Origin of the sequence: Paenibacillus sp. Aloe-11, assembly GCF_000245715.1 — a bacterium.
Lineage (GTDB): Bacteria > Bacillota > Bacilli > Paenibacillales > Paenibacillaceae > Paenibacillus > Paenibacillus kribbensis.
On sequence record NZ_JH601054.1, the window covers coordinates 124,225 to 148,638 of the forward strand.

General features: G+C 44.2%; 21 protein-coding genes. 12 read left to right on the forward strand and 9 right to left on the reverse strand.

Annotation, left to right across the window (positions count from 1 at the left end):
• Positions 1-26: 26 nt before the first annotated feature.
• A complete protein-coding gene (gene trhO / locus WG8_RS11720; RefSeq protein ID WP_007430398.1) occupies positions 27-935 on the reverse strand; it encodes an oxygen-dependent tRNA uridine(34) hydroxylase TrhO in 909 nt (302 codons plus the stop codon).
• A 250-nt stretch (positions 936-1,185) separates the two neighbouring features.
• Here trhO and WG8_RS11725 point away from each other — a divergent pair, with 250 nt between their 5' ends.
• From WG8_RS11725 to WG8_RS11735, 3 genes are all read left to right on the forward strand, one after another.
• Positions 1,186-2,475 carry a glycoside hydrolase family 27 protein gene (locus WG8_RS11725; protein WP_007430399.1) on the forward strand — a complete coding sequence of 430 codons (1,290 nt, stop codon included), beginning with the start codon at positions 1,186-1,188 and terminating at the stop codon, positions 2,473-2,475.
• A gap of 275 nt (positions 2,476-2,750) precedes the next feature.
• Complete coding sequence (locus WG8_RS11730) at positions 2,751-3,794, forward strand: carbohydrate kinase family protein (protein ID WP_007430400.1); 1,044 nt, start codon at positions 2,751-2,753, stop codon at positions 3,792-3,794.
• A 59-nt stretch (positions 3,795-3,853) separates the two neighbouring features.
• Entirely contained in the window at positions 3,854-4,546 is a 693-nt protein-coding gene (locus tag WG8_RS11735; protein WP_007430401.1) for a hypothetical protein, read from the forward strand.
• Between the two features lie 27 nt (positions 4,547-4,573).
• On the opposite strand, the gene WG8_RS11740 is transcribed toward WG8_RS11735, so the two are convergent.
• Together WG8_RS11740 and WG8_RS11745 are read right to left on the reverse strand one after the other, a co-directional pair.
• Positions 4,574-5,338 carry a spermidine synthase gene (locus WG8_RS11740; RefSeq protein WP_083837572.1) on the reverse strand — a complete coding sequence of 255 codons (765 nt, stop codon included), beginning with the start codon at positions 5,336-5,338 and terminating at the stop codon, positions 4,574-4,576.
• 27 nt (positions 5,339-5,365) lie between these two features.
• Entirely contained in the window at positions 5,366-6,289 is a 924-nt protein-coding gene (locus WG8_RS11745; protein WP_232289101.1) for an alkaline phosphatase family protein, read from the reverse strand.
• Between the two features lie 203 nt (positions 6,290-6,492).
• Here WG8_RS11745 and WG8_RS11750 point away from each other — a divergent pair, with 203 nt between their 5' ends.
• Together WG8_RS11750 and WG8_RS11755 are read left to right on the forward strand one after the other, a co-directional pair.
• The gene (locus WG8_RS11750; protein ID WP_043890995.1) at positions 6,493-7,161 is read left to right on the forward strand and encodes a response regulator transcription factor; all 669 of its coding nucleotides are present in this window, start codon (positions 6,493-6,495) and stop codon (positions 7,159-7,161) included.
• Entirely contained in the window at positions 7,161-8,567 is a 1,407-nt protein-coding gene (locus WG8_RS11755) for a HAMP domain-containing sensor histidine kinase (RefSeq protein ID WP_007430405.1), read from the forward strand. Before WG8_RS11750 ends, WG8_RS11755 begins: the two co-directional genes overlap by 1 nt.
• A gap of 63 nt (positions 8,568-8,630) precedes the next feature.
• On the opposite strand, the gene WG8_RS11760 is transcribed toward WG8_RS11755, so the two are convergent.
• The gene (locus WG8_RS11760) at positions 8,631-9,242 is read right to left on the reverse strand and encodes an undecaprenyl-diphosphatase (protein ID WP_007430406.1); all 612 of its coding nucleotides are present in this window, start codon (positions 9,240-9,242) and stop codon (positions 8,631-8,633) included.
• Positions 9,243-9,459: 217 nt separating this feature from the next.
• On the opposite strand from WG8_RS11760, the gene WG8_RS11765 reads away from it, so the two are divergent.
• Positions 9,460-10,179, forward strand: a complete 720-nt coding sequence (locus tag WG8_RS11765; protein WP_007430407.1) for a YebC/PmpR family DNA-binding transcriptional regulator — start codon at positions 9,460-9,462, stop codon at positions 10,177-10,179.
• A gap of 89 nt (positions 10,180-10,268) precedes the next feature.
• On the opposite strand, the gene WG8_RS11770 is transcribed toward WG8_RS11765, so the two are convergent.
• The 4 genes from WG8_RS11770 to ybaK all read right to left on the reverse strand — a co-directional run bounded on the left by WG8_RS11770 (position 10,269) and on the right by ybaK (position 14,871).
• Positions 10,269-11,990 (reverse strand): hypothetical protein, encoded by a 1,722-nt coding sequence (locus tag WG8_RS11770; protein WP_007430408.1) that lies wholly within the window; start codon positions 11,988-11,990, stop codon positions 10,269-10,271.
• Positions 11,991-12,242: 252 nt separating this feature from the next.
• On the reverse strand, positions 12,243-12,998 hold the full coding sequence (locus WG8_RS11775) for a COG4705 family protein (protein WP_043890996.1): 756 nt from the start codon (positions 12,996-12,998) through the stop codon (positions 12,243-12,245).
• Between the two features lie 128 nt (positions 12,999-13,126).
• Entirely contained in the window at positions 13,127-14,314 is a 1,188-nt protein-coding gene (locus WG8_RS11780) for an oxalate decarboxylase family bicupin (RefSeq protein ID WP_007430409.1), read from the reverse strand.
• A 77-nt stretch (positions 14,315-14,391) separates the two neighbouring features.
• Complete coding sequence (gene ybaK / locus WG8_RS11785) at positions 14,392-14,871, reverse strand: Cys-tRNA(Pro) deacylase (RefSeq protein ID WP_007430410.1); 480 nt, start codon at positions 14,869-14,871, stop codon at positions 14,392-14,394.
• 309 nt (positions 14,872-15,180) lie between these two features.
• Between ybaK and WG8_RS11790 the strand changes: the two genes are divergently transcribed.
• The 5 genes from WG8_RS11790 to WG8_RS11810 all read left to right on the forward strand — a co-directional run bounded on the left by WG8_RS11790 (position 15,181) and on the right by WG8_RS11810 (position 21,733).
• A complete protein-coding gene (locus WG8_RS11790) occupies positions 15,181-16,596 on the forward strand; it encodes a glycoside hydrolase family 1 protein (protein ID WP_007430411.1) in 1,416 nt (471 codons plus the stop codon).
• A 203-nt stretch (positions 16,597-16,799) separates the two neighbouring features.
• The gene (yfcE, locus tag WG8_RS11795) at positions 16,800-17,351 is read left to right on the forward strand and encodes a phosphodiesterase (protein WP_007430412.1); all 552 of its coding nucleotides are present in this window, start codon (positions 16,800-16,802) and stop codon (positions 17,349-17,351) included.
• Positions 17,352-17,477: 126 nt separating this feature from the next.
• Positions 17,478-18,509, forward strand: a complete 1,032-nt coding sequence (locus WG8_RS11800; protein ID WP_007430413.1) for an agmatine deiminase family protein — start codon at positions 17,478-17,480, stop codon at positions 18,507-18,509.
• A gap of 28 nt (positions 18,510-18,537) precedes the next feature.
• On the forward strand, positions 18,538-19,413 hold the full coding sequence (gene aguB, locus WG8_RS11805) for an N-carbamoylputrescine amidase (protein ID WP_007430414.1): 876 nt from the start codon (positions 18,538-18,540) through the stop codon (positions 19,411-19,413).
• A 298-nt stretch (positions 19,414-19,711) separates the two neighbouring features.
• Positions 19,712-21,733 (forward strand): NAD(P)/FAD-dependent oxidoreductase, encoded by a 2,022-nt coding sequence (locus WG8_RS11810; protein ID WP_007430415.1) that lies wholly within the window; start codon positions 19,712-19,714, stop codon positions 21,731-21,733.
• 432 nt (positions 21,734-22,165) lie between these two features.
• Here WG8_RS11810 and WG8_RS11815 read toward each other — a convergent pair whose 3' ends face one another.
• A complete protein-coding gene (locus WG8_RS11815) occupies positions 22,166-23,053 on the reverse strand; it encodes a LysR family transcriptional regulator (RefSeq protein WP_007430416.1) in 888 nt (295 codons plus the stop codon).
• Between the two features lie 172 nt (positions 23,054-23,225).
• Here WG8_RS11815 and WG8_RS11820 point away from each other — a divergent pair, with 172 nt between their 5' ends.
• Positions 23,226-24,293: an alpha/beta hydrolase gene (locus WG8_RS11820; protein WP_007430417.1), complete on the forward strand. Its 1,068-nt coding sequence runs from the start codon at positions 23,226-23,228 to the stop codon at positions 24,291-24,293.
• Positions 24,294-24,414 lie beyond the last annotated feature (121 nt).

The window sequence follows — 24,414 nt, forward strand, 5'->3', positions numbered from 1 at the left end:
ATATTTTTTCCTTAAAGCCCTAGATATCAGGCAGTTGAACCTAATACTTTATTTTTCGAGGAGGCTTTGGTCCGGCACTCGTCAGAGCAATAGTGCTGATGCTGCTCTTCGCAGTCTGGGCATACGATATGCTGGAGATTGCACACTGGGCAGTTGATATAATGATCGTTTGGTGTTTCGCAATGGAAGCACTTGCCGACAACAACGTCTTCATCAGTATGGTTGATTGGAATCGAAATCCGTTCGTCAAACACATAGCATTTGCCGTCAAACAAACGTCCTTGTACTTCCGGGTCCTTGCTGTAAGTCACAATGCCGCCATCCAGTTGGGCTACATCGTTAAAGCCTTCTTTGATCAGAAGACCGGACAGCTTTTCGCAACGAATACCTCCGGTGCAATACGTCAGGATTTTCTTATCCTTAAACTGACTCATATTATCGCGAATCCACTGCGGAAATTCACGGAACGACTCAACTTCCGGGCGAATAGCTCCGCGGAAATGACCGATGTCATATTCATAGTCGTTACGACCATCCAGTACAACTACGTCCTCACCTTGAAGCTGCCCATAAAACTCCTTTGGTGACAAACGCTTGCCGCTAATTTCATTAGGGTCGAGCTCATCCTCATGGCGCAGCGTAACAAGCTCCTGACGATGACGTACAAATATTTTCTTGAACGCATGACCATCAGATTCATCTATTTTAAAAACGATATCGTGGAATTTCGGATTGGCGCGCAAATCACGAATATACTGCTCCGTTTGCTCTACCGTACCAGACAATGTTCCGTTAATACCTTCCCCGGCAATCAAGATTCTTCCCTTGACGCCCAGTTCCTTGCAGTAAGCCAGATGCTCTGCCGTAAAGGTGGCAGGATCCTCAATATTTACATATTTGTAAAACAACAAAATTCGATAAGCATGCTCACACATGTAAAATCACCCTCTGATTCAAGTCAAAGTTTTTTTAACAACCAATTTTAAATGTACCACATTCTTTAACTTAGTCAACATAAATGTATAAAAAGTGGAAATGAAATAAGTAAAGAAGCTGATAAGCGACAAAAGTAAGGGGTTACATTATAATAGAGTCGTAGTGATAGGTGAATATAGGTAGCTGAATGAGTTCAATGAGACAGAGTTTTAAGAGATAGATTCTATGAGAAGAAAGGATGAATGGGAGATGCAACATCATTTGGTAGCGCATACACCGCCTATGGGGTGGAATAGCTGGGATTGCTATGGTGCGGCGGTACGGGAAGAGGAAGTACGTGGGAACGCTCAATATATGGCGGAGCATCTGAAGAAATATGGTTGGGAATATGTCGTGGTGGATATTCAGTGGTATGAGCCGGGAGCTGTATCTTCGCAGTATCGCCCGTTTGTTCCGTTGGAAATGGATTCATATTCACGTCTGATTCCTGCCGTCAATCGTTTTCCTTCAGCAGCAGATGGACGTGGCTTTCAGGCCCTGGCGGAATATGTACACAGTCTCGGCTTGAAGTTTGGCATACATATAATGAGAGGGATTCCCCGACAAGCGGTGCATCAGGATACACCGATCCTGGGAACTACGGCAACGGCCAGACAGATTGCGCATACCAACTCTATTTGTCCCTGGAATACAGATATGTATGGGGTGGATGCATCCAAGGAAGGTGCACAGGAGTACTATAACTCGTTGTTTGACCTGTATGCGGAATGGGGAGTTGATTTTGTCAAAGTTGATGACATTGCTGCGTCCCGTCTCTACGGTATTCATTTGGCAGAGATTGAATTGATCAGACGGGCTATTGCCGGGTGCGGACGTCCGATGGTATTGAGTCTGTCTCCTGGTCCTGCACCGCTGGAGCATGCATCAGAGCTCATTGCAAACGCTAATATGTGGCGCATGACTGACGATTTTTGGGATGTGTGGCCTTTATTGCATGGTATGTTTGAGCGCTGTGAGAAATGGGCAGAACATGTGGGACCGGGTCACTGGCCGGATTGCGACATGCTCCCGTTGGGTCATCTGGGTATTCGTTCCGTAGATTCGGTAGAGTCCGGCAGTCATGATCGCTGGACACGATTTACAAAAGATGAGCAGCTGACCATGATGACCTTGTGGAGCATTTTCCAATCCCCGCTGATGTTTGGGGGGGAAATGCGGGATAATGATACATGGACACTTTCTTTGCTGACTAATGAAGAAGTACTGGATGCTCATCGCAACGGTGTGGATGCGCGGCAGGTTTATAGAAAAGATGATCATATCGTTTGGACTTCGCATAACGAGGAAGGTTATGTATATGCTGCTTTGTTTAATGCTGGAGATGAAGTTTCGAAGGTCCGTGTATCGTTAGAAGACCTTGGTATTGAAGGGCAGGCAAGTGCCAGAGATTTATGGAATCATGTGGATTTAGGCGCGTTGGATCAAGAATTGTCCGCAGATATACCACCTCATGGAGCCGCACTGTTTATTTTAAAATAGTATACCGTAACGAAGGATATAACGAAGGAAATAATCAGTAGTTCACTTAAATCATTCTATCGTAATGGATGGCTTTTACGATAGGGTGATTTTTTGTTGTGGAGAGTAGATGCATTTTCATTTCAGGATATTTTAAGGTATTCGACATAGTTCTTGGGAATTCGACATTTGGAACGTGTTAATTTTAGTAAGTACCTATTTTCTATAAAATCTAATTCATTGCTTTACAAATTAAAAACAACCAGCGCGAGCAGACTCGCGAAAGGGGTCAAATGATGAAATTAAAACTAAGCCGCAAAAATGAACTGGACGAGCCTTGGCCCACTAAACAACAAATACTATGCATCGGGGGAGCCAATTTAGACCGCAAAATTAAGGTTAAAGGTGCATTTCAGCTTCACACCTCCAATCCGAGCAATGCCAGGCGGCAATCCTGTGGTGGAGTGGCTCGCAATGTAGCCGAAAATTTGGGGAGGCTCAGCCAGCAGGTCAGTCTGTTAACCGCAGTTGGCGATGATGCAGAGGGTGAATTTATAGTCGAGCAGTCCAGACTTTACATGAATGTGATTCCTTTGCAGGTCAAGGGAGAACCGTCGACCGGGGTTTACACTGCTGTGCTGGACGAGCATGGTGAGCTGGTTGTAGCGACAGCGGAGATGGAGATTTATGATCAGATTCGTCCTTCAGCCATCCTTGGGAATATCCCCTTAATCACCGCATCCCGACTGGTGTTTTTGGACACTAATTTCCCTATGAGTGTAATTGCTTCCACCATACGAATATGCCATGAACATCGAGTCCCGCTTGTCATTTCTTCGGTATCAGCCTCCAAAATGAGCAGACTTCCCCGAAATTTGCACGGAGTGGATTGGATGGTATGCAATCATATGGAAGCTGAAGCCTATTTGGGGATGCAATTTACGGATGATCAGCAACTAATGGACGCAGCCCGAATTTTTCATCAACTTGGAGTTCAAAATGTAATTCTTTTCCATGGAGTGGACAGTGTTTTATTTGCCTCTCAGGATGGAACTCATGCACAAATTTCCATACAATACATTTCGGAAGTTATTGATGTAACGGGTGGAGAAGATGCCTTTATTGCCGGCATGATATATGGAATTATCCAAGGATACCCTATGGAGCAGGTGTGCCAATTCGGAATCAGTTGTGCCGCCTTAACTATTCAAACGGATCGGACGGTTTCAGAGACTCTATCTCTGAATAAGCTGCATTCCATGTTTAAACAGTTGTACGGCATACATTCGCAAAAGTTTATGTTTTTTAAATGTGTGTATTTTAAGGAGAAAGATACATAAATAAAAAGAGAATCGAACCTACTTTGGGTGCTGAAACTGTAAAAGGAGCAGGTCGCTTGATGAATAATATGAAATATGCCATCGTTTTTTTGCCGCTGTTCCTCCTGTATTTGTTTTTAAAGGGAGGTTCGTTCGCGGCAGGTTTGTTTTATCGAATGATGTACCCAATGCTGCGCCTGCATCGGAGGCTGGATGACGAAATTCTTGCTGTGCGGCACGCCAAACGTATTATCGTGATCGGTTCGCCAGGGAGCGGCAAAACCTTTTTGGCCAAACGTCTTTCCAAACGGACTCATTTGCCGTACATCTCTCTGGATGATTTGTATTGGGGACCAGAGTGGCAGCGGAGCACGGACAAACAATTTCTCAAACAGCTGGAAGAAGTGGTCGAAAAGGAAGAATGGATCATTGAAGGGAATTATCATGATTATTATTTTACCGAGCGGCTTCAGCGCTCTGACACGATCATTGTAATGGATGTTAGTACGATTGAGGCGATAACAGGAGTAATTACACGATCGCTTAATCGCTTTCTTTTCTCCAAGGAGCTGCCCGAAGAAATAGAGCAGGAGGCGGTCCGTATATGGGACATTTCGCCTCGGTTTGTCCGCTTTGTTTTGGGGTTTCGCAGACGTGTAAGACCTAAAATTTGGCCGTCCATTATGCAATATGGCAGCCAACGCAGTTTGATTATTTTGAAATCCAAATATCGTTCATCTCTCTGGGTGCAACAGGGAGACGCTTCACATTAGAGAAGCAAGCAGACGGATTAAGGCTATTCAAGCATCAGTGTCTCGTAAAATATGACCTTCACCAAGTGTAATCTCGTAGAAGCCAGCCATTTGACGTGTCTGAAATCGGATCGGTTTGTGTCGGCCGATGATGATAATATTTTGAATATCAGCAGCACCTTCCGAGGGTAGTGAAAAAGCAGCAACATAAGCGAACTCTTCACGCAATGTCGTATGAATGGCATTTATCATGTGATCGTGTTCACTTTTGCCCATTAAGTTCATGATGATAGAGCCCTCGGTATCCAGCTTTGCTTTGACCAGTTTAAAAAATTCTCTGGATACCAAATGCAGTGGCGTTCCCTGCTCCGTGAAGGCATCCAAAATAATATAGTCATAAGCTTCCGATGCCTCATGCTCCAAAATGCGACGTCCATCCCCAATCGTCACATTGTCTTTATCGTATTCAAAGAAGAGCTGGCTTAACTTCACGACCAGGGCGTCCAGCTCTGCAATGCTAAAGTTTTTTTCTGTAAAATGGCGAGCAATCGTTCCAATTCCATGCCCGATCACAAATACGTCCTCGAACGAAGGATCGTTCAGCTCCATCAGGTGGATGATCGCTTTGGGGTATTCGAACAGAATACGCTGCGGGTCATTCAAATCTAACGCACCTTGAATCGCTGCATTTGAAAATTGCATGACACGGAATGAACCCTTTTCACCGTATAGTTCCGAGGTGTCGTACACCGTGATTTCATGGTTATTACTGCGTTTGCTATACAATACATCCAAGTGATTAATCTCCCTCAAGTCATACTTCACCCTCATATTAGACATTTATGAGCCTGATGTCCATATATTAAGCGGCGGGGCCGTTCTACTCTTGCCGAGCAAATCCAAGTCGTATAATTGTTCAATCATGCGCAGCATGGAAAAATGATTGCTTTTTTCATTATAGGGGCCATTTTTCAAATGAGCGCCTATGATTACAGTCGGAATTTTGTTTTTGCTGCTCATATCATCTTCATCCCATGTTAACACCAAAAGGCTGTTATGCTGCGGTGCCCAACGGGCATAAGAGGATAAGTGGGCCTGTAGCCATTGATCTGCTTCTCGGATCGTGCCGTCGTGCATATCGTGGTTCAGATTGGGAATGACAAAAGAAACCGTCGGCAGCTGATTAAAGTTTTGTGGAAAGCTGGTTAAAGGCATATTGATTGAAGCAGGCAGATTGGTGAAATTCACCCACGGGTTATGTTTACGCGCATACAGGGTTTTCAGATCATATGGACCGGTAAATCCGGTTCGAGACAGCCCCTCCGAGTAACCCCCAAATGTATATCCATGTTGTATAAGCTCCGAAGCCAGATTGCTGGTGTTCATTTTCTTTGGAGTCAAATCATTGTGGACGCCCTGATTAGAACCGGAAAATAGATCCAGGTAGTTTGGTTGACTTGGATGTTCAATCGCATAATGATTCATCAGATGGACACCTTTTTTCATCAAGTCGTTCATAAATGGGGCGGAGGGATTGCCCGAGATTTTTTTCGACGAATGATTTTCTTCTACCACAATGACGATATGGTCAATACGTTGCGGGGATTTGACAGCACTGGCCTGAGATGCTTTAACCTTTACAGAGGAGTCAGCCCAGGCTGTGGATTGAACGGCCTTAGCATCAGAGCGGACAGCATACCAGCCGACGTGAGACAACATACAGAAAGCTGTCGATAGAGTGATGGCGGTTATCAGTGTTTTCATTTTCAAGAATTACAACCTTCTTTCATGATGAATGGCTAACAGGGCCATGTTCATAGAGTCATGATCCAGCTTACACAGGACACATTAAAATATCATGAGAAAAATAAATTGAAAAGATCATTATTTTTTAATGTACATAGAGTAAACTGATTTCTATATCAAGCGTTTGGAAAAAGACGCTCTTGCGTCTGGAAAGGAAAGCTATGAAAAAGATACTCCTGATTGAGGATGAGAAAAATTTGGCCCGTTTCATTGAGCTTGAACTAAAGCATGAATCTTACGAGGTGACTGTCGAGTATGAGGGGCGGAAAGGGTTGGAGTCTGCGTTAAGCGAGGAATGGGACATCATTCTGCTGGATTTGATGCTACCAGGCATCAATGGCATTGAAGTGTGCCGACGGATTCGCAAAACAAAGCAAACTCCGATCATTATGCTAACTGCAAGGGACGGTGTGATGGACAAAGTGATGGGACTGGACAGTGGAGCCGATGATTATATCCCAAAGCCTTTTGCCATTGAGGAACTTCTGGCCCGGATGCGTTCTTTGCTCCGGCGCAGTGGATTTGTTGAAGGTTCCAAGCAAATTGCTTACAACGGGCTGGTGCTGGATAGCGAGGCGCGTATTTTGACAAAAGACCAACAGATTATTGAATTGACGAAGCGTGAATTTGATCTGCTGTCCATATTAATGCATAACATCGGACGCGTCATGACTCGGGAGAGACTGCTGGAGCTTATATGGGGCTATGATTCAGAGGTCGAAACGAATGTCGTCGACGTGTATATTCGTTACTTGCGCAGCAAAATCGACGAGCCCGGAGAACCAAGCTTTATACAGACATTACGCGGATTAGGGTATGTGATTCGATAATGGCAACGCTAAAATCCCTATTTTCTCGGCTACCCATCCGTTGGAAATTGGCGGTGTGGTCTTCGTTGCTGTTATGTATCTTGTTTGTTTTGTACAATGGTGTCCAATATTTTACGATTAACCAGTGGATGGTCAGTGAGGGAAAAGTGAGTATCCGCAAAAGCATGAACGAACTCCAAACCCTTTTGCAGGAAAAACACTTGTCTGCTCAGGAAATAGTGAACAGTCGACGTTTTGTTGAGAATTTGAATGATCGGCATCAAATGATCCGCATTTTGAATCAGCAGGGAGTTCCACTGCTCAGCGTCAGCAACGAGCTGCCTGAGGATTGGTTCCTGCCGCAAGCAGCACGTAGCACCCAGATTATGACTGCCTGGCATCTGGAGGATCAGGTCTTGATTATGCGAAGTCCGTTGGCTTCAGATCACTTTACCGGAACCATCGAAATTATAAACAACATGGAAAATATAGAGAAGATTAGTGACAAAATAAAAGGTGTCATGATTGCAGGCGGTATAGGAGCGATTATATTAAGCGCCTTGGGAGGGATTTTTCTTTCACGCCAATTGATGCGGCCCATTCAGTCCATGACGGATACGATGATCAGAATTCGCAAAAAAGGGTTGCATGAGGAACGTGTGCAAGTATCCGATAACAATGACGAGCTGTCGAATCTGGGGAAAGTATTTAATGAGTTGATTGATCAGTTGGAGCGTTCTTTCCTTCAACAAAAACAGTTTGTTGAGGATGCCTCCCATGAATTGCGCACCCCAATTTCGATTATTGAAGGTCATATCTCCTTATTGAACCGTTGGGGCAAGCACGATCCGGCCATATTGGACGAGTCGCTTCGTGTTTCTGTTCAGGAGCTTGAGCGATTGAAGGGGATTGTAAACGATCTTCTGGAGTTGACGCGAGCTGAATCCAAAAATTTGGAACAGGATGTGCCTGCGATAGATATCAGTCACACCATTCAATATACGCTCACCAATTTTAATATGCTGCATCCTGATATGGTATTCCGGAGTGAGCTAACTCTCCTCGAACAGGTACAGGTCCATATCACGCCGCAGCATCTGGAACAGTTATTGCTGATCGTGCTGGATAACGCCGTTAAATATTCTGACTCTTCAAAAGAAATCCTTGTAACCGGAACGCTGGAACAAAACGAGGTTTTTATTCATATTACGGATTACGGAATCGGGATTCCTGCAGAGGACTTGCCTTATTTATTCGACCGATTTTATCGGGTGGATAAGGCCAGAAGTCGTGAGCAGGGGGGGACAGGCCTGGGCCTTGCTATAGCCAAGCAACTGGTCAAGCGATATAACGGTAATATCAGAGTGAGCAGTAATGAACATATAGGGACCACCGTAACGCTTTGTTTTCCGGCGTACAGGGTCTAAACATATTGGATAAATCAATGGAGCCCCAAAACCATAACCATGGCTTATGGGGCCTCATCACACTCAAGCATCCTCAGATTGAGGCTTTGTTGATTTGTTCCAAATTTTATGTTCTGCTTTTTCGTACAGCTCCAGGCACAAGTCTGCCAATTGCTGAGGACGCTTGAAACGCAGAAGCATAAACCGGGTACTAACTGCGCAAAAGGCACCGACCAGCGCACCAGCAGCAACATCTGACGGATAATGGACGCCTGCCCAGATACGGGAAAAACCGATAAGCAGAGCAGCGGCGAGCCAGAATATTCTAAACCTCTTACCGTACAGCCAAAACGTGACCGCCAGTGCAAAAGCTCCAATGGCGTGGTCGCTCGGAAAGGAGGCATTGGCCGGGTGTTTAATGAGCTGAATAACGGTGTGTGTGACGAATGGACGGTCCCGGTACATGAGATGTCCGATGATAAAGCTGATCCCCATGCCCAGGCTTGCAGATACTGCAGCAGACAAGACCATTTTCCGGTTAAGCGTATTTCTTGAAAACCAGTATAGCAACAAGGCAAGGGCGAACACATATTGGGCATCTTCAGCGAAACAACGCATCAGTCCATTCAAAGCAGAAAAGCTGTTCGCTTGTTCATTGATGAGATGAAAAATCTGATAGTCCAGGTTGGATAACATACAGGAATACTCCTTTTCTAATGTGATTCGAAAAGTAGTATGATCTTAACTCTTTAACATGGGAGCATCTTTAGATGAAAATTAGAATTTCATGAGAAAACGTTTTCATATTTGGCGAAATGGTTTGAACTTGTCCATATGTCCTTTAAAAGATATAATGTATAAGGATATCATAAAGTTCGTTGTGTATATTTATATAGGAAGAGAGCGGGATATTATGGGACGTAAGTGGAATAACATTAAAGAAAAGAAGGCATCGAAGGATGCTAATACGAGTCGCATATATGCTAAATTCGGCGTAGAAATCTATGTAGCAGCCAAGCAGGGCGAGCCTGATCCAGAATCCAATCGGCAGCTGAAAGTCGTACTGGAACGTGCAAAAACGTACAATGTACCGAAAGCGATCATTGACCGCGCTATTGAAAAAGCAAAAGGGGCCGGCGATGAAAACTACGTAGAGCTTCGTTATGAAGGCTTCGGACCCAACGGTTCCATGGTTATTGTAGATGCACTGACGAATAACGTAAATCGCACAGCATCGGATGTGCGTTCTGCTTTTACCAAAAATGGCGGCAGCCTGGGGGTAAGCGGATCAGTAGCCTACATGTTTGATTCAACAGCAGTTATTGGTTTGGTAGGCAAAACTGCTGATGAAGTGCTGGAGCTGCTGATGGAGGCAGATGTAGAGGTACGTGACATCATCGAAGAAGATGAAGCCATTATCGTATATGCAGAGCCTGACCAATTCCATGCTGTACAGGAAGCTTTCAAACAGGCAGGAGTGACTGAGTTTACTGTGGCCGAGCTCACCATGCTTGCCCAAAATGACATCTCACTTCCAGAGGATGCACAGGTGCAATTTGATAAATTGATTGATGCATTAGAAGATTTGGAGGATGTTCAACAGGTTTACCACAACGTAGATTCTGAGGAATAGTTTTTGTTATTGACAACTAAAATTGTAGGGCGTCACAAACCGATCCTGATAGCCTGGTTGCGACGCCCTTGTCAGTTGGAGACAGACACTTACATAATGCTTGATGTTACCTTCCAGTTATTGAAATCATAGGTCCGTCTCTCTCTATCATGAACCAAATCGAGTTTATCTCCATTATAATTCTGATGCATCCATGGATCATCCAGCAGAGGCCAATTCGCATAATTGACTTCTACACCCTGAATTTTACGTGAGGTGGCATATACGATTTCCATCTCTTTACCTGTTAATCCTTTGTAATAGACCCGGGGATTGGTAGTGTTAACACCGCTGAAATCCACTACGGTTTTCGTCAGTACAGCCTCAGCAAAGCAGTCGAGCTCCCTAATGCAAGTACCTCCTGCATAGTCCTTAAGAGGTGCTGTTTCAACGATGACTGCATTTTTTGCCCCGTCACTCCGCAGCGCTCTCTGATAACCTCCATATTTCCACGATTCTGTGTCATAAGGCCAAACGTAAGGTTGTGCCGTCCTGACAGCCATCAGCATTTTACCTGTGTGAAAGAATATCCAGCCGTTCCTGTTGAAGGGGTCCTGTTCGATCGTTGCTTTAATTCCGTTATATGAAACAGGGCCGTCGATCCATGTATTTGAATTTGTGATATTGTATACTGCAATGAGTGCACCGTCGTCCTGAAGCACTTCCTCCATATTCGTTCCACCCATCCAATATTCCGAGTTGGACGGATTCAAGTTTATCGGCTCACTGTAGTGTTGCTTCATGAAGAACGTATTTGGTTCGTCATTGTATGTATCCCCCACCCATTTGATGCCCCAACGATGAAGCTGGTTTTGTGCAAGCCGATTATCCTTTTGACTGAATACGGCATAATCCGGGGTGATGTAGCTTGTCTTACACGGTCTGTTACTGTTTCTGGACATTCGTTCCTTATGCGTGTAAGTTGTAGAACGGGCTGTTGCTATACGCTTGAAAATGTCTGGCAACTCGTAGCCCGCAAGCGCAAATGGGATCGTGGTAAATTTCAGATTGGTTTCATTGCCGAGATATATCGGCTTACGACTGTCACCAAACAACATCCACAGCAGTACTGCACTTTCATCAAGTGTAAATCCCGGCTCTTGCTGCGCATTATATGTTCTGGCCTGACTGGTCACCCAGTACCCATGCAGCCATTCTCCTACGATACTGGCAAAATACCACTCCAACGTCAGTTTGGCCATATTCCGCAATGTCGCATCTTTCAAGTGTTCGGTAATGAACAATAGCGGTCCTACATGATGGATAAAATATGTTGGAGAGTCGTATTCAAAGTACCCTTGTTTTGTAATTGTGGGAAGTTCGGACAGCAGATAGTTTCTGGCGATGGTAGCATAATTCACCGGATAATCTGGCCATTCTTCCGCTCCGACGACCCCGACTGCTGCGTACATGAGCCGTTGATTTTCTGTATTTCCCGACAGAGCCGTTCCATCGGCATTCAAAATGTTAAAACTGAGCATTTTTGCTTTTACTTTATCCTTTAATTCAGGTGTGTAATACTTTTTAAACTTCATATAAGCTTCCATTACGTTAATTCCCCAGAACATGTCTTTGTTCCGATCCAAATGAATGTTGACGTAGGTAAGTCCAGTGCTGATATTTCCTTTGGAAAATTGCGCCATAGCCGCATAACCACCGACCTTTCGCCCCTGATCGTACTCATTGTAAGGATAGCCCAATGCTGCTACATCATCGATTACGATCTGTTTGCGCTCCTGTATTGAGCTTGTCAAAATCTCATTTTTAAACATAATTACAACCACTCCCTAATAATAGAATAATAACGCGAGCATAGTATGGATTTAAGAATGTGAGAGAAAGGGAAACCTAAATACAAATTTGGTTGGACAAGCTGATTATAATTGTTAAAAGAGGTTGTTTTTTGTAATTATAAGGCCTTTGTTTATTAATTTCAATAATTTACTATAAATATTGTGAAAATATTGTAGTAATACTAAAAAAGATATAGGCTCGGCTAAAGTCGAGGACCTATATCTTAATGATTAACTTGCGTTTAACTCCGGTGATTGTTTCATTTTAGAAGCATTTAGAGTAGTGTAGATAATTAAAGCTATAAGAATTGTAACCAGTACCAGCGAAGATCCCATCGTACCTAAATCCAATCCTCCCTTTGCGTGTGATTTGGTAAGAAGGTCTCCAAATGTCGCTCCAAAAGGACGTGTTAATACAAATGCTAGCCAGAAGAGAAATACTCGTGAGACATTTGTAAAATAAGTTAATAGTAGAATAATCCCCAGCAAGCTCCCTATTAAAACCGCTCCTCCTACAAATCCAAGGCCGGAACTATCCGCCAAAAAATCACCTAAAGCAGTACCCAAAGTGTTTGAGAACAAGATGGCAATCCAATAAATTACTTCAACTTTCCGTGTAGTAATATTATTGACGTTCAATGATCGCTCACTGAGATACCAAAATGAAAAAATGGCTAACAAGATACATACTAAAATGAATGATCCCGTTGCATAACCCAATCCTAGGCTACGATCCATGTAGTCTGACATGGTTGTGCCAGCAGTGCTCGTTGTAAGAATTACAGTCCAATAAAGAAATGGATGATACTTATTGGAAAAAAGTTGAAAAATAAGACTAACTAAAAATATACTAAACAGGATCATGGAACTAATGGCATAACCTACATTGAGGGTTTGTGACAATAGGTCACCTGCGGTTTCACCCAGCGTCGTAGCGCAAATCTTCATAATCCAAAAAATGGCCGTAACTTGTGCGATTTTTTGCATCTTTCATTTCTCACTCCCCGAATTTTTACAGCATTTTGTTTTTATAAAATGCCATTTGCGTAACTATATCCGGAGATCATTAAATTCACATTAGAAAGCCGTGAGAAATGAGTGAGGATATTCAGAGTTTACTCTTTCGGGTAAAAAGAATACCCCGGATACTTGACGACAGGCCATTTCTCCTTTCGCAATTTGGAGGTCACATCGGTGCCTACATGTAAATTGCTCTGAACCAGTTCTGTTGGGGTGAGAGCCATCCATTGATTCAACGAAACATCTGCAAAACGGTCACTTTTAAACATTTCTAGAAACCAAAGTGTGCTGGAGCCTGTATTTTGAATGTAATGACCATAAGCAAAAGGCACATATCCAACATCCCCGGCTCTGAAATCAAACGTACGGGCTGCACCATTACCGCCGAAGACAGTCATCCGTCCTTGCCCGGCAAGGTAGTATTGCCATTCGTCATTATTGGGATGCCAGTGCATTTCCCGCATGGCCCCGGGTTCAATTTCAACTAGGGCAGCGGCGATGGTTTTGGATATTGGAAAATTGGAGGAGTCGACGATTCGTACGCTGCCACCCGGCGTTTTAATCGGAGGCTGAGCGAGTAATTGATGCTTGAAGGACTGAGGCACCGTACCATAGGGAGAGGGAACCGCCTGACTTTGAAGAGGACCGGGAACGCAATCCTGATAGATGTATACCTGGTCTTGAGGAATCGACGCAAAATCAGCTTCTGGAACACCAAAATTGGCAGACAGTACATCTTTAGGGGTATGTGCGAACCAATCGGAGATGGATAACGTGTTTAAATCCGAGAAGTTGCCATCGTCAAAGACCAGCAAAAATTCGCACCCATGCTCAAGACCCTGTATAGAGTGCGGAATACCAGGGGGAAAGTACCAGAGATCGCCTGGGCCGACATCAGCAATAAAATTGCGTCCATTTTGGTCGACGGCGGTAATGCGGGCACTTCCCAGCAGCATATAAGACCATTCCGCTTGCTGATGCCAGTGAAGCTCACGTACGCCTCCAGGCGTCAAGCTCATATTTACACCGGCAAGGGTCTTGGCGATGGGCAATTCCCTTACCGTTATTTCTCTTGACCACCCGCCATGATTAAGCTGCATATGGGTGTCTGAAAAAGAGAATCTCATGTTTGGAATGAGTCCATTATCCGTTACAGGTGGGACTAGCATATCGGGATTTTGCAAATCCCTCATCACATCACGAGGACCCTTGTCGATGCCCCCAGTGCCATCACTTCGAATGGGCTGTGGAACTCCACCATTTTTCGAGCAGTCTTTATGCATGATTTGATCTTCCTCTCCAGGTTGAAGCTAAGGATAAGAAAAATACGCATAAAGATTTTATGAGCATGTGGAGAGTTTTATGCTGTATGGGTCAAATCTGCAAACTGTGCCTGAATAATTTGAGCCAAATCCTGTGGATTCAACTCCAGTTGGGTTCCAATTTTTCCAGCGCTTACAACGATGGTTTCCAGCTCCAATGCAGGCTGGTCGATAAAAGTGGGGTAGAGCTTTTTCATTCCAATCGGCGAGCAGCCGCCGCGAATATATCCTGTATGCTTTTGCAGATCTTTGACTGGAAGCATTTCTATTTTTTTCTCTCCCGCGGATTTGGCAGCCTGTTTAAGATCAAGCTCTTTATGTACAGGAATCACAAAAACAAACAAACTTTGTTTGCTGTGTGCAACCAAAGTTTTAAAAACCGTTTCCGGCGCTCTATCGATCTTTTCAGCTACGTTCATACCGTCTATTTTTCCATCCTGATGATCATAACTCAAAATATTGTAGTTTATGTGCTGACCGTCCAATATGCGCATAGCGTTTGTTTTACTGATACTCATCTTACTTCTTCCTCCCCTAATCAGCTTAAGCGTACTCCAGAAATGACACACTGAAAAATTAGCTCGATACGAATAGTATAGCACAATGCTTTTTCCGCCAATTGAAGAATAGCTATTTGGAGATCATAGCATGATAAGCTCAGGATGTGTGTCGCGATAATCACTGACCGCTGGAGTTGAAAAAATACTTGACATGAAACGCGTTACAATACTTAAGATTCAATTAGAAGTATTTTAGAACACATTAGCATAGAGGAGACAAATTCCTATCCTTGTTAATGAAAAAATATCAGCAAAGGCGGAGAGAACATGAGTACACAGTTTCCAAAAGATTTCCTGTGGGGCGGAGCAGTTGCTGCGAATCAGCTCGAAGGCGCTTATCAAGAAGATGGAAAAGGCTGGTCCATTCAGGATGTAACCCCTCGTGGTGGCTGGGGGCCGGTTACGGATGTGCCAACAGAAGATAATATGAAGTTAATTGGCATTGATTTTTATCACCATTATAAGGAAGATATCAAGCTTTTTGCCGAAATGGGCTTTAAAGTGTTCCGTACTTCCATTGCTTGGTCGCGTATTTTTCCTAAGGGTGACGAACTGGAGCCTAACGAAAAAGGCCTGCAATTTTATGATGATTTGTTTGACGAGCTTCATAAATACGGTATTGAACCTCTCGTTACATTGTCTCACTATGAAACACCTTTACATCTATCCAGAGAATACGATGGCTGGGTAAACCGCAAGCTGGTTGATTTTTATGAGCGCTATGCTACGACTGTATTTAAACGCTACAAAAATAAAGTGAAATACTGGTTGACCTTCAATGAAATCAACTCCATTCTTGAAGCTCCATTCATGAGTGGCGGGATCAGCACACCTAAAGACCAGCTTAGTGAGCAAGATCTGTATCAAGCCATTCACCATGAGCTTGTGGCGAGTGCAAGAGCGGTAAAAATCGGTCATCAAATCAACCCTGATTTCAAAATCGGTTGTATGGTGCTGAGCATGCCTACTTATCCGCTGACACCTAATCCAGACGATGTGATTGCTGCAATGGAGTTTGATCACAGAAACATGGCTTTTGCGGACATTCATGCAAGAGGTCAATACCCCGGCTACATGAAACGTTTCTTTAAAGAAGAAGGAATCACGATTCATTTTGAACCGGGTGATGCCGAAGATTTGAAGCATACCGTTGATTTTATCTCGTTCAGCTATTACATGAGTACTTGTGAGACGGCTGACGAAGCTAAAAAAGTCAAAGGTGAAGGCAACATCCTCGGTGGTGTCAACAATCCGCATCTTGAGGCTAGTGAGTGGGGCTGGCAAATTGACCCGCAAGGTCTGCGTTATGTGCTGAATACGTTCTATGATCGCTTCCAAAAACCACTTTTCATCGTTGAAAATGGTTTGGGCGCCGTTGACGAGCTGATCACCAATGAAAAAGGTGAAAAAACAGTAGAAGATGACTACCGGATCAACTACCTGAACGATCATTTGGTTCAAGTTGGGGAAGCAATTGAGGATGGAGTAGAGGTTATGGGCTATACGTCTTGGGGCTGTATCGACCTTGTCAGTGCTTCAACCGCTCAGCTTAAAAAGCGTTACGGCTACATTTATGTAGACCGTCATGATGATGGCAGCGGTACACTTGAAAGATACCGGAAAAAATCATTCAATTGGTACAAAGAGGTTATTGCCACAAACGGCCAAAGCCTTAAACGTTAATTTATAAATAAACCAGTGATTTTGTTTTAAATAACAATAAAGGCTTTACGTAGCGACCGCTTCTGCTTTTTATGGGGAAGCGGTCGCTAATTTTTTGGGCATTAGCATTTTTGCACAGATTTGTTCAGGGAATCATGTAATAATGGACGTAAGAGGAATATCTTTTAAATGAAAATGGCCTATTCAGAAAGGAATGAAAAATCATGAAATTGATGTGTATATCAGATATTCACGGCTCGCTGCACTGGTTGCAATTGGCGCTGGAAAAGTTCAGGGAGGAGAAAGCCGACCGTCTAGTCCTGCTCGGAGATTATATGTACCATGGACCGCGCAATCAGCTGCCGGAGGGATATAACCCAGCAGAAGTAGCTGCTTTGCTGAATCAGTACAAGCCGCATATTGCGGTGTCTGTCCGTGGGAATTGCGATGCAGAAGTGGATCAAATGCTGCTTGAATTTCCGATGATGGGCGATTATGCCCTGTTATACGATGAAGGGCGGCGTATTTATGTCACCCACGGACATGGCTACAGTATCGGGAATTTACCTCCACTGGAAGCGGGGGATGTATTCATTCAGGGGCATACCCATATTCCGGTGGCAGACGTGGAAAATGGGGTATTTGTACTAAATCCGGGCTCCATCTCGTTGCCGAAGGAAAATTATCCGCCATCTTACGCTTTATTGGAGGGAACACAATTTACAGTCAAGGATTTTGATGGCAATACGATAAAAGCCATCACATTTTCGAAGTAACTACTCCATATGGATGTAAAACATTCAAAACTTTCAGGCTCTGATTGAGACAAAGATCATATTATTGTATGATAGGAGCGGAGTCTTCAGGCTCCATATTATGAAAAAGAAAGAGAGCTTCAATCCATGCAAATTAAGGATTCACATTATAAGATGCCGCCTGAATGGGCGCCGCATGAACGCACGTATATTTCCTGGCCGGTACAGTCTTCCATGGTTTACCCGGATATGCATGCCGATGTATGCAAGGGCTACGCTGGAATTGTACGCGCTATGGCAGAGTTTGAACCGGTTACCGTGGTCGTAAATCCGGCTGATCTGGAGAGCGTTCGGGCGCTTGAACTCGGGGAAAGGGTGGAGCTGCTGCCAATTGAGCATAGCGATGCGTGGCTGCGTGATAACGGTCCCACCTTTCTCACGAACGAGCATGGCCAGCTGGCTGGTGTGAACTGGAAGTTCAACGCCTGGGGCGGCAAATACGCTCCTTGGGACCTGGATGATCAGGTTGCGCCACAAATTTTGGACAAGCTTGGGGTTCCGCGATTTGATGCACCGCTTGTGATGGAAGGCGGCTCATTGCACGTAGATGGCGAGGGCACACTGATAACAACGGAAGAGTGTCTGTTAAATCCGAACCGCAATCCGGAGCTAAGCAGAGAAGATATTGAACGGTACGTGCGCGAGTACACAGGTGCCGAGAAAATCATCTGGCTAAAGCGTGGACTGAGTGGTGACGAAACGGACGGCCATGTGGACAATATTGCTTGCTTCGCTGCTCCGGGCAAGGTTATTATGCAAGTATGCGATGATCCTGAGGATGAAAATTACGAAATTACACAGGAAAATCTGCGCATTCTGGAGCAAGCAACGGATGCCAAAGGTCGCAAGCTGGAAGTGATTCGGATCGGTCAGCCGCCGCGTGTGGATTATGAAGACAGCCGATTGACACTCAGCTATATTAACTTCTACTTTGTGAATGGCGGTATTATTTTGCCGGTGTTTGGCGGCGCTGCCGCGGAGAGCGATCTTGCAGCCCAGCAGGTGCTGACCAAAGTATTCCCGGATCGTACGATCCGTACTGTAGATGGTATGGCGGTGATCCGTGAAGGCGGCAACGTGCATTGCACGACTCAGCAGATGCCTGCTGTAAAGCGCTAACGATACAACATCAAAGAGGAGGACTACAGTGAGAAAAGTAAAAGTGGCGGCAACGCAAATGAGCTGCTCTACTAATATCGAAGAAAATATAAGCAGAGCAGAGAAGCTTGTACGTGAAGCGGCGGCGCAAGGCGCGCAAATTATTTTGCTGCAGGAATTGTTCGAGACTCCGTACTTCTGCCAGAAGGAAAAGTCTGATTATTATGTATATGCAACCGAGCTGGAGCACAACAAGGCGATTAACCATTTCAAAAAGATCGCCAAGGAATTACAGGTGGTGCTGCCCATCAGTTTTTATGAGAAGAAAAACTACGCGCGCTACAACAGCCTGGCTGTAATTGATGCTGATGGTGAGGTGTTGGGTAAATACCGCAAAAGTCACATCCCGGACGGTCCGGGGTATGAGGAAAAATTTTATTTTAATCCGGGCGATACCGGTTTTAAAGTCTGGAATACACGTTATGCCAAAATTGGAGTAGGCGTGTGCTGGGACCAATGGTATCCTGAGGCGGCCCGTTGTATGGCGCTGATGGGCGCAGAAATTTTGTTCTATCCGACAGCTATTGGTTCAGAACCGCAGGATTCTTCCATTGACTCCAAGGATCACTGGCAGACTTGCATGCTGGGGCATGCTGCTTCCAATTTGATTCCCGTCATTGCCTCCAATCGTATTGGAACTGAAACAGATGAGGATTCCAGTATCAACTTCTACGGCTCGTCCTTTATTGCCGGGCCTCAAGGCAACAAGATAGCAGAAGCTGGCCGTACTGATGAGGAAGTGCTTACTGCCGAATTTGATTTGGATGAGCTGGAAGTAGGACGGATTGAATGGGGGATTTTCCGCGACCGTCGTCCAGAGCTGTACAAGATGATTGCTACCTATGATGGTGAATTGAAATTGTAGTGGAATAGAATTAGAACAGAAATTGAATAGAAGTATAATCTTTGTCTGCACAAAAGGAACATTCCTCATCGGTTTGTTCCTTTTTTGTGTCTAGTTCCAATTATCTATAGATAAAAACTATAGTTTTGTACATAAAATAGCATTAGAATTTATGGATCGCATGATATAAAATCAAGTCATAAGGAAGGATCGTACTCAACAAAAGCTCGATATTCTTTAAAGTGAAAAAAATCACATATAAGAATCCTTTAATGAAAACCTGAAAATGAAATTTGCAAACTTGCAAGGAGGAAGAACAATGAACCACTATCCTGCTATCTTTGAACCTCTGACCATACGGCGTATGACGTTGAAAAACCGGATTGTAATGCCCCCCATGGGAACGAACTTTGCTGCCATGGACGGAAGCTTTGTTCAGGATCATATTGATTATTACGTGCAACGGGCCAAAGGGGGGACCGGCCTGATCACAGTAGAAAATGTTTGTCTGGATTTCCCAATGGGCACAAACGGAACAACTCAGCTGCGTATGGATAATGATCAGTTTATTCCCGGGCTGTTTAGATTAACTGAAGCATTACACTCTTATGGAGCTTGTGTTTCCGTACAAATTAACCATGCAGGTGCTTCCGCTTATGCAGGACGGTTGAACGGAGCTCAGCCTGTATCCTCCTCTAATATCCCATCGAAAAAGGGAGGAGCGATTCCTAGACCTTTGCAAAAAGAAGAAATTTACGCCATTGTACGCAAATATGGTGAGGCAGCAGGAAGAGCGCAACGAGCCGGGTTTGACTGTGTTGAAATTCATGCGGGACATTCCTATCTGCTAAGCCAGTTCCTGTCCCCGATGTATAACAAGCGTACGGATGAATTTGGCGGCAGCGCAGAAAACCGGGCACGTTTTGCCAGATTAGTTATTGATGAAATTCGTTCGGTGGTTGGCCCATTCTTCCCTATATGCTTGCGCTTTAGTGCGGAGGAGTTTACAGAAGGCGGCAACACGTTAGAAGACACATTGGAGTTGTTGGAGTATCTGAATGATGAGGTCGATATTTTGAACGTGTCTGCCGCTTTGAATGATTCCATCCAGTTCCAGATTGATGGAATGAATTTGCCGGATGGCTGGCGCTCTTATATGGCCAAAGCTGTAAAAGAAAAGTTCGGAAAGGTCACGATGACCTCAGGTAATATTCGGAGCCCGCAGGTTGCCCAGGAAATTTTGAAGAGAGGCGACGCTGATCTTCTGGCGATGGGTAGAGGACTGATCGCAGAACCCAACTGGGTGGTTAAAGTACAGAACGGCTACGAGCATTTGCTTAGAAAATGTATTTCCTGCAACATCGGTTGTGCTGACCACCGTATTTCCAAAAGCAAACCGATCTGCTGTACAGTAAATCCGGATCTGTTCAAAGAAGCTGAGTACCGTAAACAACGCGTTAAGAACAATATCCAGGTTGTTGTTATTGGTGGGGGCACTGCAGGGATGGAAGCGGCATGTACGGCGGCTGAAGTAGGCTGCAAAGTAACTCTTTTTGAAGAAAAAGTGGAGCTGGGTGGTCTGGCTCGTGATATTGCCCGTCTGCCGGACAAAACACGTATCAATGACTTCCCTGATTATTTGATCCAGCGCACCAAGCAGTTAACTAATCTGAACATCGTCACTGGGACCCGGGCTGATCTGGCGATGATTACTGCTTTGAATCCTGATATTATTGTCAATGCCACGGGGGCTACACCGCTGCTTCCACCCATTGCAGGTCTGCATGAGCAACTGGGCAAGCCAGGTACCAAAGTGTTCTCCATCTTTGATCTTTTGCACAATATAGAGAAGTTCCGGGAGTTTGAAGGTAAACGTATTGCTGTAGTCGGTGGCGGAGCTGTAGGGTTGGATGTCGTCGAATATTATGCAGAACGTGGAGCAGAAGAAGTTTCGATTATTGAGATGATGCCGTTACTGGGCAAGGACCTGGATATGATTACACGGATTTCCATGATGAAAATGGTAGAGGAGCGGAAAGTGAACGTCCATACAGAAACGGCTTTAACAGAAGTATGCAGCGACCGCTTCAAAGTAAAGCATGGCGAACAGGAGTTTGAGATTCCATTTGACCTTGGGTTCGTATGCTTGGGCATGCGTCCACATAGTCCGCTGATGGACAGCTTGCTCGAATATGGTAAAGAACATCAAGTGGAAGTTGTTAACATCGGGGATAGCAAACAAGCTCGTCGTATTATTGATGGCACCCGCGAAGGACGCAATATTCTGAAAACCATTCAACGGGTAGACGCATTCAAAAATGAGTTTTCGTTTTCTTATTAAATTGGCGTTATTAAGTATTTAGTATGATTATGGCAGCTCACTTGCTAATGAGGTTGAAGAGACAGCACTGTCTTTTCAACCTTTTTTCTTGGGCGCACACGGCTACAGGACATATTGATTTCCTTGTCAATCAAAAGGTAAACTATGGAAGGAAAAGGGAGAGACCGTGGGAGGTGCCGCATGAATCAAATCTTTAGTGGAATACCGGACTTTAGCAAGTGGAGCAACGTTGAAGAAATTCATAAAGGCTGGTAAACTCCCACACAGCTTGATTCCCTGAATAACGACCACGGTTTTCAGTAACCAAGGTTGCCTGCTGAAACGTAACGACATACGTTGACGCTGCCGAAGCGGCGAGCGCATACGTTCCATTGAATAACAGGGATGCCACTAATAATAGAATAGCTTTTCTTATACATCTGATAAAGAATCTCAAAATTTAGCCTGAATTTCTTTTAAAAACAAATCGGCAGCAGCCGAAAAGACCTGATGCTTTTTCCAAACAATATTTAAGCCAGATTCAAGTCTTGGCTTTAGCGGTTTAAAACAAAGGTTACTATCACTAGACGTATTCACTATTTTATCAAGTGTCAATGCGTAACCAATGCCTTCTTCAACCATAATAGCAGCATTATATGCAAGATTGTATGTAGTGACGACGTTTAATTTATCAAAATCTTCACCAAACCAATCCGCAAATTCATTTTTAGAAAATGTTTGCTTCATTGCTTGTCGTGAACAGATTAGCGGAACATTTATTAAATCTGTTGTTTGAATGGTATCTTTGAAAGCAAGAGGACTGTCTTTTCTCATAACAACGCCCCAAACATCCTTGGCGGGGATATTGATATAATTGTATTTTGATACATCGGCAGGTTGAATTAAAATACCAAAGTCAAGCAATCCCTTGTCAAGCCGTTCAGTTACATCATCTTCGTTTCCGCTGTAAAGGTGATACCGTATATTTGGATAACTTAACTGTAAATCTTTTACTACCCGTGCAATCTGTTTCATGGCGTCTGTTTCTCCACCACCTATGTAAACATCGCCACTTATTGTTTCTTCCATGGAACTAAATTCTGCCTCTAATTTATCGATCATATCAACGATTTCTTCTGCTCTCTTTCGCAGGAGCATTCCTTCATCTGTGAGAATGATACTGTGGCTACTGCGAATAAATAGCTTTTTCCCTAACTCTTGTTCAAGTTCTTTTAATTGTCTTGACAAGGTTGGCTGTGTAACATGCAAAAAATTAGCAGCACCCGTCATGCTTCCTTCTCTGGCAACAGTAAGAAAATATCGCAAAACTCTAAATTCCATATACCGCTCCTCCTTTATAATGTTTTAGTATATCCTTTTCAGAAATGCCCATCAAGCATATCTTGATATAAGATATGAGTATTTGTTATATGCAAAAAGCACGCTAAAATAAATAACAGAGGAGGTAATATGGTTGCTTATCCTAAAAATTAAGAAAGGGTGTTATTTTAAAATGAAAAAAAAATCTATTATCATGCGTGTACTCACAGTGATAGCACTGTGCTTGGTTTTATCCGCGACCGGCGTTGACGCTGCATACACGCCAGACATGTCCAATGGAGCAGATAACTTTTACAAGAGCGACAAGGTAACTGTGCAGAAGGTTACGTTTAAAAATCAATACAACATGAAGGTTGCAGGGAATCTTTTTATTCCCAAAGGTTTGAATCAGAAAACCAAAAATCCTGCGATCATTGTCGGGCATCCTATGGGCGCAGTAAAAGAACAAAGTGCGAATCTGTATGCCACTAAAATGGCAGAACAGGGATTCGTTACTTTGTCCTTGGATTTGTCTTTCTGGGGAGAGAGTGAGGGTCAGCCTCGCAACGCTGTTTCGCCGGATATCTATGCCGAGGATTTTAGTGCTGCGGTGGATTTCCTGGGCACCCGGCCGTTTGTTGACAGGGATCGGATTGGTGTTATCGGGATTTGTGGCAGCGGGAGCTTTGCCATTAGCGCAGCCAAGATCGACCCGCGTATGAAAGCCATTGCGACAGTCAGTATGTACGACATGGGTACCGCCAACCGTAACGGGCTTAAACACTCGCAGACTCTCGAGCAGAGAAAGAAGATTTTTGAAGAGGCAGCGGAGCAACGCTATGTGGAGTTCACAGGCGGTAAAACTAAATACACCAGTGGGACAGTACATGAACTGAATGAAAATTCTACCGCCATTGAGCGTGAGTTTTATGACTTCTACCGCACGCCAAGAGGTGAATTCACTCCCAAGGGCTCGTCACCTGAACTCACGACACACCCGACGCTTACTAGTAACGTCAAATTCATGAATTTTTACCCGTTCGCAGACATAGAGACGATTTCTCCTCGTCCGATGCTTTTCATTACGGGTGAAAACGCTCATTCCAGAGAGTTCAGCGAAGACGCCTACAAGCTGGCGGCCGAACCGAAGGAACTCTACATTGTTCCGGGCGCAGGTCATGTGGATCTGTACGACCGGGTGAATTTAATTCCTTTTGACAAGCTCACATCCTTCTTCAAAGAAAATTTGAAGAAAAAATAAGGCTTGTGTTGAAAATTGTAGAGAGCTTTGCGTGCCAATGGTACTTTGAGTGAAACCGCTGTGTGAATCCTGCATATCTTGTCGGGGTTCACACTTTTTTGACTGAATAGAATTTCATACA